Below are 15,330 nucleotides of genomic sequence, written 5' to 3' on the forward strand. Positions count from 1 at the left end.
AAAATTTCTCTTGAAACTGATAGATAAAGTTTGTGATTGTGAAGAATTGGGAGAAATGATAATTGGGTTTTTGGGGAGACTTTAAATATGTCAAAATTAATTATTCTTAGAGGAAATTCCGGTAGTGGAAAGACAACGGTAGCAAGAGCATTACAGAGAAAGTTTGGTCGAAATACTATGGTAATCTCTCAAGATATAATTCGTCGTGAAATGTTATGAGTTCAGGATTATGAAGGAAATCCAGCAACAGCACTTATGGCTATTTTGTTAAAATATGGACAAGAAAATTCAGAGATAACAATTCTAGAAGGAATATTATATTCTGATATTTATGAACCATTATTTGAAACCGCTATTGAACAATTCGGTGAAGAGATATATGCGTATTATTATGAAATTCCCTTTGAAGAAACTTTGATAAGGCATAGTACAAAACCAAATCGTTTTGATTTTGGCGAAGAACATATGCGAAAAATGGTGGAAGGCCAAGGATTATCATGACACTATTCAAGAAAAGATATTAACGAAAGAACTAAGCTTTGAGGATGTGGTACAAATGATTTATTATGATGTGAGGTGCAAATGAAAAAATATAATTTAATTGCAGTCTTTAATAAGACTGCAGACCAATGGCTTATGTGTAAAAGAAAGAAACCGCCATATAAGGGATTGGCAAATTTGGTAGGTGGAAAAGTTGAACTGGGTGAGAGTGGAATTGATGCAGCCTACAGAGAATTGGAAGAAGAAACAGCAATTACCAAAGAAGATATCAGTCTTTTGCATTTGATGGATTTTACATATTACACAGAAGACTGTTGTATTGAGGTGTTCGTTGGAAAACTCAATAAAGATATCGAAGTTCGCGGTAACGAAAATGAATTATTTTGGTCTGAATTGGATAAAGATTTTTCAGACGAGTCAAGATATGCGGGAAATGGAAATATTAAGCATATTATGTGTGTGATTAAGGAGAAAGTTTTATTATGAAATTATTTCATGTGCAAGGTTGGCAACGGAACCGATAAAAGTTAAAAAATATATAAAAGTTGATAATGCATATAAATGGTTTTTAGAGAGTGCTGAACAGGGAAAATTAGTTATAGGAAAATATGAAGATAAATCGGAGCAAGAACTAAATAATTGGTATAATATGATTTATAACTATATTAAGGAAAAGGAAATGATAAAGATACCAGATTGCTCTTATGCTAAATTTGTTAAGAAAAAATTACCATTAGTATGGGAACGTTATGAAAAAGAAGCACAATATTTCGGAAAACCAGTGAGGGAAGCAAATGATATGAACAGCAAATAAAAACGATAGTAAGAAAGTTGCAAATTTAGCACATATGATGTGGTCATCTTCTATTGAAGAACTAACAAAGACATTGTAGAAGAAGTATTTACTATGCAAGACAGGAAATAAAAGACGATTTTGAGGTGTAGATGTGACAAAACTGAGGTACGAAAAGGCGACAATAGAAAATATAGATACAATTTATAATATAGTTCAGAATACAATAAAAACAATATGTCCGAAGTATTATCCGAAGGAAGTGGTTGAATTTTTCTATAATCTTCATAGCAAGGAGAATATTAAGAAAGACATCAAAAAGGAATGTGAAGGAAAATTTGTAGGGGCAGGAGGAGTCAGTTATTATAACGTTATGCCGACATATCACAATCATACAGGGCGAAAAGCGTATATCATGAATATGTACACAAAGCCAGAATATCGACGAAAGGGTATAGCGATTAAAACTCTTGAGTTGCTTGTAAAGGATGCACAGGAGAAGGAAATCACAGATATTTCTCTTGAGGCAACAGATATAGGGAAACCGCTTTATGAAAAGTTTGGATTTGTTGCAATGGAAAGCGAAATGAAATTATAAAGATAACGAATGTGAGAACAGTATTAAAAAATATTTTCATTGTCATAGTAATAGTGTGACTTTGTGAGGTTAAGTACAAAATTGGAGAAAGTTCATGAGAAAGCGAATTTATGTAATAATTGAGGTTTCAAAGGATAGTGACTTGGTTAGCAAAATATACGATATTTTTATGATGGTCGTGATATTTGCAAGTTTAATTCCTTTGGCATTTAAAGAGCAGACGACGGTATTCTTATGGTTAGATAAAATTACAGTAATGATTTTTATCGTTGATTATCTATTAAGATTGATAACAGCAGATTATAAATTAAACAGCAAAGGGAAAGCAGCAATTCTGATTTATCCATTTACACCGATGGCAATTATAGATTTATTGTCAATACTTCCGTCGATGACAATATTAAATAGCGGATTTAAACTTTTAAAGATATTTAGGCTTTTGCGAACCTTTAGAGTATTCAGAGTGTTTAAGGCGGTCAGGTATTCGAAAAATATTATGCTTATTTTAAGCGTACTAAAAAGACAAAAGGATTCTTTGTTAGTTGTGTTATGGTTGGCGTTAGCGTATGTTCTGGTTTCTGCGTTGGTAATTTTTAATGTGGAACCACAAACGTTTGACAGCTTTTTTGATGCAGTTTATTGGGCAACGATTTCACTTACAACAATGGGATATGGAGATATCTATCCGGTGTCTACAGCTGGACAGGTTATAACAATGTTATCGTCAGTCCTAGGCATAGCAATTGTGGCATTACCAGCTAGTATTATCACGACAGGGTATATGAAAGAAGTTAATAGTGATAAATAGAAATATATATCGACGAAGAAATACGCTTGTAGTATAATTACAGAGTATTTTATAGAAAATATGAAAGGGGATCGTTTTATGGCAAACATCCTTCAAAGAGATGGATTGACAGTAGAGTTGCTTGAAAAATTATCATATAAATCAGAACTAGGCATTAACCTCAAGAAAAATTTGCATTATTTTGACAAAGAAAGCCTTTTTGACGAATTGGTTAAAATAAATGAATGGTATGACGAGTTCCAAGAATTATATGAATTGGCTCTCGACTATCGAATTAAGAGTATACAATCAGCCATGCTAAAATACCAGCGTTATTATCCGGATCATCAGGCTAGAAAAGTATTCGATGATTTATTAGGATTTCGTTCGCTATGCGATAATTATGATGACGTATTGGCATTGTCAGAAATATCAAAATTACGGGTTGCCGACATGTCGAGGGGAAAAGCGAATGATGATGGATATCGAGGCGTGCATATGTATTTTCAATTAAGTGGAAATCATTATCCGATAGAAATTCAATATAATACTTATTATGATAGACAGTTCAACAATTGGCTGCATAAATATATTTATAAAAAGAATTACGATAATTCTGTAGGGGTACAGTTGCGAAAACTGTATGAAAGTGCTAAAATTCAGACAGAACAGGATTTTAAGGAGGAGCTAAAGCATGTGTTATCTGGTTGCTAAAAATGTAGATGCTGTTGGTTGTGTTGCATTGAGAACAACACATGGAAAGCATCTCTCGGAATTTAAGAGAAAAATTGAAAAAGTTGTAGGTTATGAAAAAATTCAGCTTGTAACCATTAGCAGACCATCTGCGTATGGCGAGTATGAACCATACAACTTTGTAGATACGAAAGAAGAATTTGAACATGCAGTAGTGCATATGTAAAGTTGTATTTACGGCTACTTTAGTGTCAAGATAAGGAGTGGCGTCAAAATGGCGTCAAGAATCACATTAAATAAAAATAACTGGTAGCAAAATTATGAAAAAACCTTGAAAAATGTACGGAAAAGTACCTAAAACATGGTAAAGAACGCAAGTTCGTTGCTGTGAAGGTTGTAGAACAGTAGGTTCAGGTTAGGTTGCTACAATTATCGAATAATAAAATTCAATCTAAAAACTATGGCTCAGCCCTTTATTTATAAGGGGTTGAGCTTTTTTAGTTTTTAGACTCAAATTCCCCGTGCACTTGTTTTGCACTTAAAAACTGCTTGTGCACTTAACAATGCACTTTGTGTTATGCAGTTTTCGTGATTATTTTGTGCCCGTTATCGTGTGCAGTTTCCATCATTTCAACCAATTCCTGCTGTTTGTTAGGATATAGATGGGAATAGGTGTTTAAGGTCGTCTGTACTTTCTCATGTCCTAATCGTTCTGATATGAGAAGAGGAGAACAACCTAAATGAATTAGATAACTTGCGTGAGAGTGACGCAAATCGTGAATTCTGATTTTCTTAATGTCTGTAGCCTTACAGGCTCTTGCGATACAGCCATTGATATAACTTTTCGTAAACGGAAATAATCTTTCTTTATTCGTAATTCCATAAATCGAATCAACATACTCTTTAAGCTCATTCATCACAAATGTCGGCATAACAATTGTTCTGACGCTTTTTGGAGTTTTTGGACTTGTGATAATGTCTTTTCCACCGGCACGCCTTAAACTCTTTGAAATGGAGATTTTATTATTCTCAAAATCTATATCTTCTAAAGTAAGAGCGAGAAACTCGCCACATCTAAATCCGGAATAATATAAAATCTGAAACATTATGTGTGCCGTCTTATCGGTAACAGTAGAAATTATCTTTTCGTATTCTTCAATAGTCCAAAAGTTTACAACCGTTGTACGTTTTCCCATCGAACCTGCCTTGTGGCATGGATTAGAGGGAAGGTCGTAGTAGCTGACTGCAAAATTCATAATGGAAACAATCATATTGTTTATTCGTAACAGATATGCGTCGGAATATCCCTTGTTAATCATTTCCGTTTGCCATGCTCTGATATCCTTTGCAGTAATCTTGTTTATGGCTCTTTTACCGAAGTAGGGAAGAATAAGTTTGTTGAATACTGTTCTGTATCCTTCTACCGTACTTTCCTTATAACGAGAGTCCATATCCTTAATATAGATATTGTATAGCGATTGGAAAGTCATATCAGCGTTTCCGTGTATCTGTTTTAGAAAATCATTTTCCCAGTTCTTTGCATCTCTCTGTAACTTAAAGCCTCTTTTGAAGGCTTGTTTTCTTTTACCGTGTACGTCCGTGTAGTAACATCGGACAAACCACGAATTTCGTTCTTCGTCTTTGTAAACTGGCATTTATCCACCATTATTGCTTAGTAGAAGAATCTTTCATCTGTTTAACTATGAGTTTGAACTGTTCTCTCTGAAAATCCATAATCTTTGATAATTCAGTTTCGCTAACAGGATATGTCTGATTATCAATTTTCAATAAGTAAGATAAGGTTTCTTCTCCATCGTCACTTTGAATTTTGCAGGATGTGCATTCAAACTTTGAAAGTTTAAGCCAGTCTATATAAACATCAAGACCGTGTTCATAAAATCCGTCAACAGTTGCTCTGAAAAGTCCGTCTTTGATCTGTAGAATGTCGTTAGTAGTACAACCCAGAGCTTCTGCAATAACAACAAGCTGATTAATACCAGGAGTACGGTCACCCTGTTCATATTTAGAAATGGTTCCAACTTTCAAGCCAATCAGATTTGCTAAATCTTCCTGAAGCAATCCTTTCTCTTTTCTTAATTGTTTAATTCTTTGTCCGATTTTTTTCTTTTCATCTTTACTTAATTCTGTCATGATTTCTCACCTCCTGAAACAATACTATCACATAACGTGATAATATGCAAGCAAAATTTCACTTAACTATCACACGAGAGAGTGGTAAATTATAAAAACTAATAAATAACTATCACAATATGTGGGGGGTAAAGAAGGGAGGAAGACAGTATGAGAGAAAAATATGTAGATGCCAATGAACTTGTACAGACATTAGGAATTTGCAAAAGTAAGGCTTACGAAATAATCCGAAAACTGAACAGAGAGTTGGAAAAACAGGGGTACATTACAATAGCCGGTAAATGTCCCAGAAAGTATTTTGAAAAGAAATACTACGGTTACGGAAGTCAGTAAAAAAGACTTCCGTAAAATCACAATTAAATAAAGGAGGATGAAAATATGACTAGAAGAACTTCGGAAGATATTCAAAGACAGATTGAACAGTTGAAGAATCAGAAAAAGGAAGTGCTTGCTAAAGAAAAGGCACAGGCTAGGAAAGCAAGAACGAGAAGACTGATTCAACGAGGGGCGATACTAGAACAGTATTTAGACAATGCAGAGGATTTGACCAACGAAGAAATTGAAGGAATCGTTAAATATGCATTTAACACTCCATATGTCAGAGATTATGTGAAAGATTTGAATAATGTTAAAGAAATTTGATAAGGTCCCTGAGCTTGCAAAGGGCGCACTTATGTACCACAAAGCAAGTTGTGGTACTCACCGGTACAAGTGCCGGACGCGCGCTCTCCGAGGGCTCTTGCAGAGAGCGGTAAACTAGTCAGCACTACATTAAAAAGTAGACTGACAGTTTTACTGTTTCTCCAATATTAAAAAATAAATATAGAGAAGGAGAAACAAATGGCAATTTTCCATTTATCAGTTAAGATAATTTCCAGAGGAAAAGGAAAATCTGCCGTTGCAGCGTCGGCATACAGAAGTGGTGAGAAGATTACCAGCAACTATGACGGAATCACTCACGACTATACGAGAAAAAGAGGAATAGCCGAGACGCTAATAATGTTACCAGACAATGCTCCTATCGAATTTTATAACCGTTCTACTTTGTGGAATGCAGTCGAGAAAATTGAGAAGGCAAAGAATTCGCAACTTGCACGAGAGATTGAGGTTGCAATACCAAATGAGTTGTCCGTTTCAGAGCAGTACAACTTGGTAAAAGAGTTTTGCAAGATGAACTTTGTGAATAAGGGAATGATTGCAGATATATGTTTTCACAATAAGAAAGATGGCAATCCTCACGCACACATCATGCTTACAGTTAGACCATTTAATGAAGATGGAAGTTGGGGAAGTAAGCAGAAGAAAGAGTACATTCTGGATGAGAATGGGGAAAAGATTTATGACAAAAAGAAACGTCAATATAAATGTAAATCTGTTCCTTCAACTGATTGGAATGAAAGAAGCAATGTTGAAAAGTGGAGAAAAAGTTGGGCAGATATGTGCAATACATATCTTGAAAAATCAGGTCACGAAACACGAATAGACCATCGCTCTTATGAACGACAGGGATTGGAGATATTACCAACTGAACACTTAGGTCCAGCAGCTTCACAGATGGAAAAGCGAAACATCAAAACGGAACGAGGCAATGTTAATCGCCATGTCAGATTGATTAACAAAATGATTCAGTTCTATAATGGTGAAATCGCAAGATTGAAGGAAGAAGCAAAGCTGCTTATCAAGGATGTAAAAGACAAAGTTGTCGGTATTGCAAGAAGGCTTGAAGGTTTCAGAAAGAATTATATATTTACAACCTATGCTGAAATCAACAATGACCGTGAACTTGCAGAATACCGAAAGTTAGTGCCAAAGGGAATAGACATAATTAAGAAGGCATATGACCTCATTAGAAAACGTGACAGAATGGATGAAGAAAAACGAGCATATGCAGAAGTTATGAATTCCAAAAAGGAAAAGAAAGCTAGAAGAAAACAGGCAGAGGACAAGTTCAACGGTTTGGTGTCATAACTTTATAAGGTGGATGGCGAACTAAATAACTTGCCACAGATGTTTAGATTGTATTCCTTAGACGATATGGAAGAAGCTATTGAGAATGAAGAGAGATATGGCAAAGCAATATCAAGGCTAGAAAAGGTATCCGATAGAATAAAAACAGCGAAAGAAATATCGCTTTTGGAATACGAGACTGAAAGAGATGGGATTGAACCTGATGAGGCTCAGGATGTTGAGGATGAAAGAGTAAAGATAAGACCGGAAGTAGAACAACAGGTAAAAGAAGAATTGGTTGAAATGTATGGTAGGGATTTTGATGGAGTGATGTTAGAACAGGCGATTGTAAAGGCAGATGAAGAATTAGGAGACGGTGCGACGGAAGAGAAAGTCTATATTAGAGAGAAAGAAAAGATAAGAGGGTAGTGAAACAAAGCGAGAAGGTAAGTGTTTCATTACCTTCTTTGCTATGGTAGAATATTTATAAGAAACACGTGTGCGGAGTAAAGGCGGAAGTATAGTATGAATTTAAATGATTTTATAAGGGAAGAAGAAAACGGTATTATATTTTGTAAAATAGGAAAAAACTCTTTGGAAATGTGGGGAAAAGGAGGACACTTTCCTTATAGAGATTATATTGGAAAGACAATTAATTTGAAAGAAGGTAGTATTACATTTGAAAGATTAGATGATGTTGTAAAATATCTTCATTACGGGGATGATTTGGTTATTTTTAGTTTTTCAGAAGGAAGGGACGAATTACCAGATGATGGCTATTTAGATAATCAGATGAATAAAGGTTGTTACAACACAAGAACTATTTATGTGAGAGACGTGTTGTCTTTTAAGGAAGCGAGTACAGTGGATTTTATATATGATAATATGACAGATAGAAGTGAGTTTTATGGATATTGTTATATAGCTAGTGAACATTTAAAGGATAGAAAATTGTATGAAGCAGCGCAAAGGTGGTTAGAATTAGCACAAAAAGACAATGTTGATTGTAATTAAAAACAAGATTTGATAGAAAGTTATGTCCAACAAAGTGAAAAAGATAGTATATTCAATAAGTTATTCAAAAAGATTTTTAGTTGGAAATAAATCGAAAAGATTTAGGGACAGAATATGAGATGAATATTTTGGGGAAATTTATTAGCTGTTAGGAGTAAAAATGAGTAATTACGCATTAGAGAATAAAACAGAAAATCTAATATCAATTATTAATCCAGGTCTAAATGGAAAAAGTGGAATAGAAGTAGCTTTATTATATCGAATTCTTCCTTGCAAAGAAATTGATTCTTCTGAGTTAGTAAAGGATGCATATATAATACAATACGGTGAGGATATTCCAAAGGACGAGTTCGGAGAAATACATGCGGATACGATTTTTAATGCTTTTATTCCATTTAGAGATTTTTGTGTGGCAAAGTTAATAATTCTTGCACGTAAGGATAAGTGTTATCAACCACTTAAAAATAGAACATATAGAAAGGATTTGAATGAATTAATATATTTATATTTAGATGATATTTTCAGGGGATATGAAGATTTACGAGAATTGTTTGATAAATACTTTGATTTGATGTATTCATTTTCTAATTTTATGCCAGTACCACGTTATTTTAATGGCAGTGAATGGAAAAGAGGTAAGGGGGATTGGAAATTAAATAAAGATTATCCATCTTTATTTTTGGATAATCTTAATGATGAAACAAGTTCTGTTTATAATAGAGAAAAAAATAAAGTATGGCTGGAAACAAATATGGAAAAATACAATATAAAGGAGATGTATGCTCTTAATCCTCCTTATAGTATAGGAGAATATTACAGTGATGAAAAACTCTTAAATTTAAAAGAATTTGTTCAAGAAGCTGTTAGAATAATAGAAGAAAGATTTAAAGAGCAACAGTCTCGACTCTGCAAATTTTGACAAAAGGGTAATATGAATGTAAATGTCTAAAAAACAGCATGAAACATTTGGCTGTAACGGTTTATTATTTTAGCTATAAGGTTGAAAATATGACAAGCATACATACGCTTTTTTAGTATACAAAGAGATAGCAGTAAATGATATAGGTAAATAACATTTGTTATTGAAAGGAGTAATTTTGAAAATTTATAACGATTTGATTGAATTTATTTTAGAGTATGGCTCAGCGAACCTAAGATATCGAGTGTATAAAGAAATTCTAGGTGAGCCATGTGATTCAGACAAGATGATGCAACTACAAGAAGAAATATTGAAGTTGCCTAAAGTGAAAAAGGCGTTTTCAGTACAGAAGGAATCTGGTTTTTTAGGAAATGTTATTCATGGCATTTACTTTGATGGATTTGATTCAACGGTTAACTTGCTTAAAAGAAATGGTGTAGAACTTACTAATCCAAATATGCAGCGAGCAAAAGATTCATTATTAAATTGGACAGATTACGAGAAAGACCATTTTTATAAAGGTGGCAACTTTATGGATGAGTATGGGAGAGGTGGATTCAGAGCAATTATAGCTGACCTTTTAGTAGAGTTAGGTTGTGACGAGAATGAGCCTATGATTCAAACACAGATAAATTATGCTTTGGAACATTTTGAAGGAGCATTATTACATACTAGTATAGATGATTTTACGCGTCCGGTTCGTTTCCAGGGCAAAAATGTTAGATACTACATAAAGGATTGCAAGTTCCCTGCTGCAAATCATGTTCAGATATTATCCAAAACATCTTCTTGGAGAAGTGAGGAAAATATTGAAATGGTTAGAAGGTCATACGAACATTGCAAGAAGATCGCAAGTGAATATGATGGCTTTATTTATATTAACTGTGGATATTTATTAGGACCGTTTAATCATAATTGGAAGTCAGGTATCATTGATGATGTACATGCATTTGACTCAAACCCAATTGATTTCGCTTGGTGGATGAGAAGTTTAGCCAGCGCAACAGAAACGAAACCTATAACATATGAGCCTACTTCTGGGATTGGACAAGGTATATTAGATTGGATATTTAGTGACGATTTATTATCTGAATTAACAGACGAGCATATAAGATTATTTAAAAAGTTTGCTTCACTTGAACCAGCATGGCGCAAGAAGGAAAGTATGCTTTGTGATATTTATTTTCCTATTGTATTAGGTATAAAAAAGTCAGGTCTAGCAGATAAATGTTAAAATATAAAAAATCTCTATGTAATGAGTGGAAGGACTCGACACATAGAGATTTTTTGTGTGAAAAGATTTGATGTTTCTTTAGATATGTAATTATGGTAGAATGGAAATATATTTAGTGTGCGGAGGACAAATGAATATGAAAGAAATAGAAAGAATGATTGACTTTCTGCTAAAAAATGCAAATCCTTCAATTGTGTATCGTGTTAAGAAAGAGATTTTGCAGAATATTAGCGAGGAAGAAGAAAAGCAATTACAAGAGCAGATAATGTCAGAGAAGATAGTTCAATCTATTGTAGACTGTCAAAAGGAGAATGGTTGGTTAGGTAATGGTTTTCATGGACCTAATAGAAATGCTGGTCAATATGAAAATCAGGAAACTGGAGTAAAATATCTTGCAGAAAAAGGTGTTTGTAAAGATACTCCTGTACTAAAACGAGCTATGACTGCATTTGTGGAGGTACCATTAACTGATTTATGTTATAGGACAAAAGGAAAATATTTTGATGAATTTAAATATGCAGCTAATGGGCAAAATATTATTCGTTGTGCATGTATAGCACGTGCTGGTTATGAGGATTCTATAGATATTCAACCACAGATTCAATTGTCACTAGATTCATTCCGTCGAGTACTAGAGGTGGATTCTATTTTAGACATTACACGTTTGGTCAAAAAAGAAACGAAGCGAGTGTTTAATAATTATGAAAAATGGCCTTGTCGATATCATTTAGATATTTTAGCGCACACTAATTCATGGAGAACGGAAGAAAATATCAAGATGTTAGCAGAAGCTGTTCATAAAATAATGCGTACTGATAGACCTGAATTAGTAGGAGTACATGCAGACTCTTGGGTTGGATATGTTCTAGGAACAGTTGGATGTTTCCCATCTCAAGGTTTTAAAGTTGTTGAAGATATAGATGGAATTTTACATTATCATATGGAATATCTTGTGTGGCTTGCAAAATGTGGAATTGTTAAATATAGCCCAATATTACAAGACATTGTAGAACAGGTAATTAACTGTGTAAATGATGATGGAGTATGTGAACTTGCAGCTAGGGATGACATATTTAAGGGATGGGGGCCATATGCAGGATTGCAATTAGAAGAGGATTGGAAATCAAAAAATAGAAGCAATTGTGATGTTACTTTTAGGGCGTTACAGTTATGCTATTATGCTAGAATATAAATGGATTTTGAGGAGGAAATGATGTATTACCACGCATCACAAGTTGCTAATATTAAGATTTTAGAACCAAGAATATCAAACCATAATATTCCACTTATATATTTCTCAACAAAAAGAGAAAATGTCTTAGTGTATTTGAGCAATGCAGTTGAAAAGTGTTGCAGAGAAACAGATTTTAGACATAATGGAAAATGGCATAAGTGGGCAACTTACGGATTTAATAAGGACGGAATACTAATATTAGAAGAATACTATCAAAATGCAATTATGGACACTTATAAGGGTGTCGCAGGGTATATATATTCTGCAAAAAATGTAAATAATCCACAGGAAAATATCAATATCCCTAATGCAGTTTCAACATCGGAGTTAGTAAATGTTACTGCTTGCGAATTTGTTCCGGATGCATACATAGAGATTTTGAAAGCAGCAGAGAGTGGGAAAATTATCATACGCAAATATGAAGATATGAATGATAAAAAAATTGACTGGATTAATAATACTATTAAGAAGGAATATGATGAGGCACTAAGCGAGCCAGAGTATAGATATTTTTTAGAAACCAAATTTCCCTTTGTGAAATAATAATAACTTCAAGGAGATTTCAAAATATATGGAAAATAATAGATTAAAACAAATCCGTGAAAGTGAAAGAAAGTCACATATAGAAATGTATTCTAATGATGAATTATATAAAGAAGGAAGTTGGTTAAGAAGACCTATTAAAACAGTATTGGATATAATTACTTTATTTGATGAATATGAAGAAATAAATGTATTGGATTTAGGATGTGGTGTTGGCAGAAACTGTATATACATAGATTTACATATTTTCTGGCGATAGATTCTTTACAGAAATCAGTTGTACTTTTGGATAAGTGTGCAACAACTATTCAAAAGTATTATGGCGGAATTATAACGAGTGATGATACTGAAATTATTAATTCTGAAAATTATGATGATAGTGTAATGGCTAAAAATACATTTTTAAAAGTGCTCGTTGATTGTTTTTATGTGGAGGATTTTCGTATAGATCGCATTACGCAAAATCCAAGTGAACAGTCTATCATAACTATATATAAAACAGGCGTGGATACAACAGAGTTGCTAGGTAAATTAGGCATAAATATGATTAATGCTAAAATGATAGATGAAACAACTCGACGAATGGAAAAAGAAGAAATAGATATTTTATGCGATAAAGCTCCTTATTTGATTGCGATGAGCGTCAGAGATTTTGCCGAGGTAGTATATGATATTACAGAAAGCGAGAGCTATAAAGAGCGTCTATTGATTCCTGAGCCGGCAAACGAACCGGTTGTAGGTGTAATAGATACTCAATTTGATAAAAGGGTATATTTCAGTGATTGGGTAGATTATCAGAAATGTATAAGCGATGATATTGAACTTCATGCAGAAGACTATTTTCATGGTACGGCAGTAACATCATTAATAGTTGATGGTCCTTCATTTAATCCAAGATTACAAGATGATTGTGGACGATTTAAAGTGCGTCATTTTGGTGTGGCAACAGCGGGTAGATTTAGTTCATTTGCAATATTGAAGCAAATTAGAGAAATTGTTCGAAAGAACAGAGATATAAAAGTTTGGAATTTATCATTAGGTTCTGCTATGGAAATAGATGCAAATTTTATATCTCCGGAGGCGGCTGAGTTAGATAAAATTCAATATGAGTATGATGTTATTTTTATAGTTGCGGGAACGAATAAGAAAAGAAACTCAAATGTCAATAAAATTGGTGCACCAGCAGATTCATTAAATTCATTGGTTGTAAATGCTGTGGATTTTAATGGGAATCCCGCATCATATACTCGAAAAGGCCCAGTATTATCATTCTTTTATAAGCCAGATGTTTGTTATTATGGTGGAGATGGTCCGGATAAAATTGTGGTTTGTGAACCATTAGGAAAAGCAACCGTATCAGGAACATCTTTTGCAGCACCATGGATTACTAGAAAAATGGCATATCTTATACACATTATGGGATTAAGTAGAGAAGTTGCAAAGGCTTTAATTATAGATTCGGCTGCAGGGTGGAATCGACAGGATACAATCAAATATGAAAAAGGATACGGAATTGTACCTAAAAGAATCAAAGAAATCTTGTATTCACTAGAGGATGAAATTAGATTCATTATGTCAGGTAGTATAGATGAATATGAGATATATACTTATAATATTCCAGTTCCACAAGATATGAATGCACATCCTTTCTTTGCAAAAGCTACACTTGCTTATTTTCCAAAAAGCGATAGAAACCAAGGAGTTGATTATACATCAACGGAGATGGATATTCATTTTGGACGAATTATGGATCAGAAAGGAAAGGCTGTTATTAAAGCTATTGATTACAATAAGCAAGCAGAAGAAGGACTGAATACAATTTATGAAGAAGATGCACGAAAGTTGTATCGTAAGTGGGATAATGTAAAACATATTTGTGAGGCGCTAAAGGAAAATGGACGTCCACGAAAAGCATATCAATCAGGTATGTGGGGATTGAGCATCAAAACAAAGGAAAGACTTGATCCAAAGGCAGGTAGAGGATTAAGATTTGGCGTGGTCGTAACATTAAAAGAAATGAACGGCGAGAACCGAATATATGAGTTTATTAAAATGTGTATGATGAGGGGGTGGATTGTTACTAGACTTGATGTACATACGCAAGTGGATGTTTATGTTAAGGCAGAGGAAGAGATTACTTTTGAATAAGGTAATAAATCAAAAGAGGATGGTGCTATAAATGGATGAACTGGAAAATTATAAAGAATTATACTATAAAGAAATTGAATATACAGAGAGATTAAATTCAAAAATAAATACGTGTATTACGTTTCTGACGATTATAGGAAGTGGATTGATTCTGGTGTGGTCGCAATTAGAAAAGGTTGGTTCAGGAATACAGTTTTGGCTATATTTGATTTTATGTGCGATTTCGAGTGTGTTGTTTATTGTTTGCATATATTTCTTTTACAAGGCGTACTCAGGTTACAATATACACTATTATCCTATTAAAGAAATGGCAATAGTCTGTAATCAAACATATGAACTAGCAGAAAAGGGACAAATAAAAAAGAAACAAGCTGAAAAACATATCAAGGATATGATGTCTGAAAGATATCTGAATGATGCTATACATAATCGAGAACAAAATCGTTTAAAAAATGAAAGACATCGACGATTAATAAATTTTATTGCAATAACATTTATGGTTATTCTTATAAATTATGCTTCTAGTGTATATATTTTGAATTACGTAAATGTTGAGCAGAATGTATATAAATGTGAATGTTGTAAAGGAGGTGGAAAAATGGAAAATGGTAATGATGAAATCAAGTTGACACAGCCAACAATCAATGGTGTGCCACTACCACAAACACCCAAAGCAGAAGCTATAAATGAATCTTTCAATTTGATAGATGATTCAAATGCAAATGTGTTACCAAAACAGAATGATGAATAGAAAAATGAGGGTGCTAA

At 33.6% G+C, this 15,330-nt stretch carries 22 protein-coding genes; 20 read left to right on the plus strand and 2 right to left on the minus strand.

What is annotated here, in order from left to right; genetic code table 11:
* Positions 1-87: 87 nt before the first annotated feature.
* The 8 genes from DWW96_RS14380 (at position 88) to DWW96_RS03015 (ending at position 3,598) form a co-directional block, all read left to right on the plus strand.
* Positions 88-219 (plus strand): AAA family ATPase, encoded by a 132-nt coding sequence (locus DWW96_RS14380; protein ID WP_243002999.1) that lies wholly within the window; start codon positions 88-90, stop codon positions 217-219.
* Positions 220-255: 36 nt separating this feature from the next.
* A complete protein-coding gene (locus tag DWW96_RS14385) occupies positions 256-501 on the plus strand; it encodes a hypothetical protein (RefSeq protein ID WP_243003000.1) in 246 nt (81 codons plus the stop codon).
* Positions 502-582: 81 nt separating this feature from the next.
* Positions 583-987: an NUDIX domain-containing protein gene (locus tag DWW96_RS02990; RefSeq protein WP_117908937.1), complete on the plus strand. Its 405-nt coding sequence runs from the start codon at positions 583-585 to the stop codon at positions 985-987.
* Positions 988-1,006: 19 nt separating this feature from the next.
* A complete protein-coding gene (locus tag DWW96_RS02995) occupies positions 1,007-1,315 on the plus strand; it encodes a hypothetical protein (RefSeq protein WP_117908939.1) in 309 nt (102 codons plus the stop codon).
* Between the two features lie 133 nt (positions 1,316-1,448).
* Positions 1,449-1,892: a GNAT family N-acetyltransferase gene (locus DWW96_RS03000; protein ID WP_117908941.1), complete on the plus strand. Its 444-nt coding sequence runs from the start codon at positions 1,449-1,451 to the stop codon at positions 1,890-1,892.
* A 94-nt stretch (positions 1,893-1,986) separates the two neighbouring features.
* Positions 1,987-2,700, plus strand: coding sequence for an ion transporter (locus DWW96_RS03005; RefSeq protein ID WP_117908943.1), 714 nt, complete (start codon positions 1,987-1,989; stop codon positions 2,698-2,700).
* Between the two features lie 78 nt (positions 2,701-2,778).
* On the plus strand, positions 2,779-3,393 hold the full coding sequence (locus DWW96_RS03010; protein ID WP_117908945.1) for a hypothetical protein: 615 nt from the start codon (positions 2,779-2,781) through the stop codon (positions 3,391-3,393).
* Complete coding sequence (locus tag DWW96_RS03015; RefSeq protein ID WP_117908947.1) at positions 3,374-3,598, plus strand: DUF6718 family protein; 225 nt, start codon at positions 3,374-3,376, stop codon at positions 3,596-3,598. The genes DWW96_RS03010 and DWW96_RS03015 overlap by 20 nt, the downstream gene beginning before the upstream one ends.
* A 349-nt stretch (positions 3,599-3,947) precedes the next feature.
* On the opposite strand, the gene DWW96_RS03020 is transcribed toward DWW96_RS03015, so the two are convergent.
* Entirely contained in the window at positions 3,948-5,027 is a 1,080-nt protein-coding gene (locus tag DWW96_RS03020) for a site-specific integrase (protein WP_117908949.1), read from the minus strand.
* Between the two features lie 10 nt (positions 5,028-5,037).
* Entirely contained in the window at positions 5,038-5,523 is a 486-nt protein-coding gene (locus tag DWW96_RS03025; RefSeq protein WP_117908951.1) for a helix-turn-helix transcriptional regulator, read from the minus strand.
* Between the two features lie 150 nt (positions 5,524-5,673).
* Between DWW96_RS03025 and DWW96_RS03030 the strand changes: the two genes are divergently transcribed.
* From DWW96_RS03030 to DWW96_RS03085, 12 genes are all read left to right on the plus strand, one after another.
* Positions 5,674-5,856, plus strand: coding sequence for an ICEBs1 excisionase (locus DWW96_RS03030; protein WP_117908953.1), 183 nt, complete (start codon positions 5,674-5,676; stop codon positions 5,854-5,856).
* A 45-nt stretch (positions 5,857-5,901) separates the two neighbouring features.
* Positions 5,902-6,165 (plus strand): DUF3847 domain-containing protein, encoded by a 264-nt coding sequence (locus tag DWW96_RS03035; protein WP_117908955.1) that lies wholly within the window; start codon positions 5,902-5,904, stop codon positions 6,163-6,165.
* 198 nt (positions 6,166-6,363) lie between these two features.
* Positions 6,364-7,491 (plus strand): MobQ family relaxase, encoded by a 1,128-nt coding sequence (gene mobQ / locus DWW96_RS03040; protein WP_117908957.1) that lies wholly within the window; start codon positions 6,364-6,366, stop codon positions 7,489-7,491.
* A gap of 9 nt (positions 7,492-7,500) precedes the next feature.
* Positions 7,501-7,899 carry a hypothetical protein gene (locus DWW96_RS03045; protein ID WP_147339793.1) on the plus strand — a complete coding sequence of 133 codons (399 nt, stop codon included), beginning with the start codon at positions 7,501-7,503 and terminating at the stop codon, positions 7,897-7,899.
* 96 nt (positions 7,900-7,995) lie between these two features.
* Complete coding sequence (locus tag DWW96_RS03050) at positions 7,996-8,484, plus strand: hypothetical protein (protein WP_117908961.1); 489 nt, start codon at positions 7,996-7,998, stop codon at positions 8,482-8,484.
* A gap of 160 nt (positions 8,485-8,644) precedes the next feature.
* Positions 8,645-9,403 carry a hypothetical protein gene (locus DWW96_RS03055; protein ID WP_117908963.1) on the plus strand — a complete coding sequence of 253 codons (759 nt, stop codon included), beginning with the start codon at positions 8,645-8,647 and terminating at the stop codon, positions 9,401-9,403.
* A gap of 244 nt (positions 9,404-9,647) precedes the next feature.
* Entirely contained in the window at positions 9,648-10,637 is a 990-nt protein-coding gene (locus tag DWW96_RS03060) for a hypothetical protein (protein WP_199522662.1), read from the plus strand.
* A 136-nt stretch (positions 10,638-10,773) separates the two neighbouring features.
* Positions 10,774-11,829 carry a hypothetical protein gene (locus DWW96_RS03065; protein ID WP_147339797.1) on the plus strand — a complete coding sequence of 352 codons (1,056 nt, stop codon included), beginning with the start codon at positions 10,774-10,776 and terminating at the stop codon, positions 11,827-11,829.
* Positions 11,830-12,414, plus strand: coding sequence for a hypothetical protein (locus tag DWW96_RS03070; protein ID WP_243003001.1), 585 nt, complete (start codon positions 11,830-11,832; stop codon positions 12,412-12,414). It begins immediately after the preceding gene.
* Between the two features lie 28 nt (positions 12,415-12,442).
* A complete protein-coding gene (locus tag DWW96_RS03075) occupies positions 12,443-12,673 on the plus strand; it encodes a hypothetical protein (protein ID WP_117908972.1) in 231 nt (76 codons plus the stop codon).
* Positions 12,619-14,562 carry a S8 family peptidase gene (locus DWW96_RS03080; RefSeq protein ID WP_243003002.1) on the plus strand — a complete coding sequence of 648 codons (1,944 nt, stop codon included), beginning with the start codon at positions 12,619-12,621 and terminating at the stop codon, positions 14,560-14,562. Before DWW96_RS03075 ends, DWW96_RS03080 begins: the two co-directional genes overlap by 55 nt.
* A gap of 31 nt (positions 14,563-14,593) precedes the next feature.
* Complete coding sequence (locus DWW96_RS03085) at positions 14,594-15,313, plus strand: hypothetical protein (protein ID WP_117908974.1); 720 nt, start codon at positions 14,594-14,596, stop codon at positions 15,311-15,313.
* The last annotated feature ends 17 nt before the right edge of the window (positions 15,314-15,330 follow it).

It is taken from the genome of Eubacterium sp. AF17-7 (genome assembly GCF_003461285.1).
GTDB classification, from domain to species: Bacteria; Bacillota; Clostridia; order Lachnospirales; family Lachnospiraceae; genus Eubacterium_U; species Eubacterium_U album.

Excerpts from the sequence above, each read along its gene's own strand:
- DWW96_RS03085 (WP_117908974.1), top strand. The coding sequence starts at position 14,594 with ATGGATGAACTGGAAAATTATAAAGAATTATACTATAAAGAAATTGAA.
- DWW96_RS14380 (WP_243002999.1), top strand. The coding sequence starts at position 88 with ATGTCAAAATTAATTATTCTTAGAGGAAATTCCGGTAGTGGAAAGACA.
- DWW96_RS03020 (WP_117908949.1), bottom strand. The coding sequence starts at position 5,027 with ATGCCAGTTTACAAAGACGAAGAACGAAATTCGTGGTTTGTCCGATGT.
- DWW96_RS03080 (WP_243003002.1), top strand. The coding sequence starts at position 12,619 with ATGTGGTGTTGGCAGAAACTGTATATACATAGATTTACATATTTTCTG.
- DWW96_RS03075 (WP_117908972.1), top strand. The coding sequence starts at position 12,443 with ATGGAAAATAATAGATTAAAACAAATCCGTGAAAGTGAAAGAAAGTCA.
- DWW96_RS03035 (WP_117908955.1), top strand. The coding sequence starts at position 5,902 with ATGACTAGAAGAACTTCGGAAGATATTCAAAGACAGATTGAACAGTTG.
- DWW96_RS03070 (WP_243003001.1), top strand. The coding sequence starts at position 11,830 with ATGGATTTTGAGGAGGAAATGATGTATTACCACGCATCACAAGTTGCT.
- DWW96_RS03030 (WP_117908953.1), top strand. The coding sequence starts at position 5,674 with ATGAGAGAAAAATATGTAGATGCCAATGAACTTGTACAGACATTAGGA.
- DWW96_RS03065 (WP_147339797.1), top strand. The coding sequence starts at position 10,774 with ATGAAAGAAATAGAAAGAATGATTGACTTTCTGCTAAAAAATGCAAAT.
- DWW96_RS03005 (WP_117908943.1), top strand. The coding sequence starts at position 1,987 with ATGAGAAAGCGAATTTATGTAATAATTGAGGTTTCAAAGGATAGTGAC.
- DWW96_RS14385 (WP_243003000.1), top strand. The coding sequence starts at position 256 with ATGGCTATTTTGTTAAAATATGGACAAGAAAATTCAGAGATAACAATT.
- DWW96_RS03050 (WP_117908961.1), top strand. The coding sequence starts at position 7,996 with ATGAATTTAAATGATTTTATAAGGGAAGAAGAAAACGGTATTATATTT.
- DWW96_RS03015 (WP_117908947.1), top strand. The coding sequence starts at position 3,374 with ATGTGTTATCTGGTTGCTAAAAATGTAGATGCTGTTGGTTGTGTTGCA.
- DWW96_RS03055 (WP_117908963.1), top strand. The coding sequence starts at position 8,645 with ATGAGTAATTACGCATTAGAGAATAAAACAGAAAATCTAATATCAATT.
- mobQ (WP_117908957.1), top strand. The coding sequence starts at position 6,364 with ATGGCAATTTTCCATTTATCAGTTAAGATAATTTCCAGAGGAAAAGGA.
- DWW96_RS03010 (WP_117908945.1), top strand. The coding sequence starts at position 2,779 with ATGGCAAACATCCTTCAAAGAGATGGATTGACAGTAGAGTTGCTTGAA.
- DWW96_RS02990 (WP_117908937.1), top strand. The coding sequence starts at position 583 with ATGAAAAAATATAATTTAATTGCAGTCTTTAATAAGACTGCAGACCAA.
- DWW96_RS03025 (WP_117908951.1), bottom strand. The coding sequence starts at position 5,523 with ATGACAGAATTAAGTAAAGATGAAAAGAAAAAAATCGGACAAAGAATT.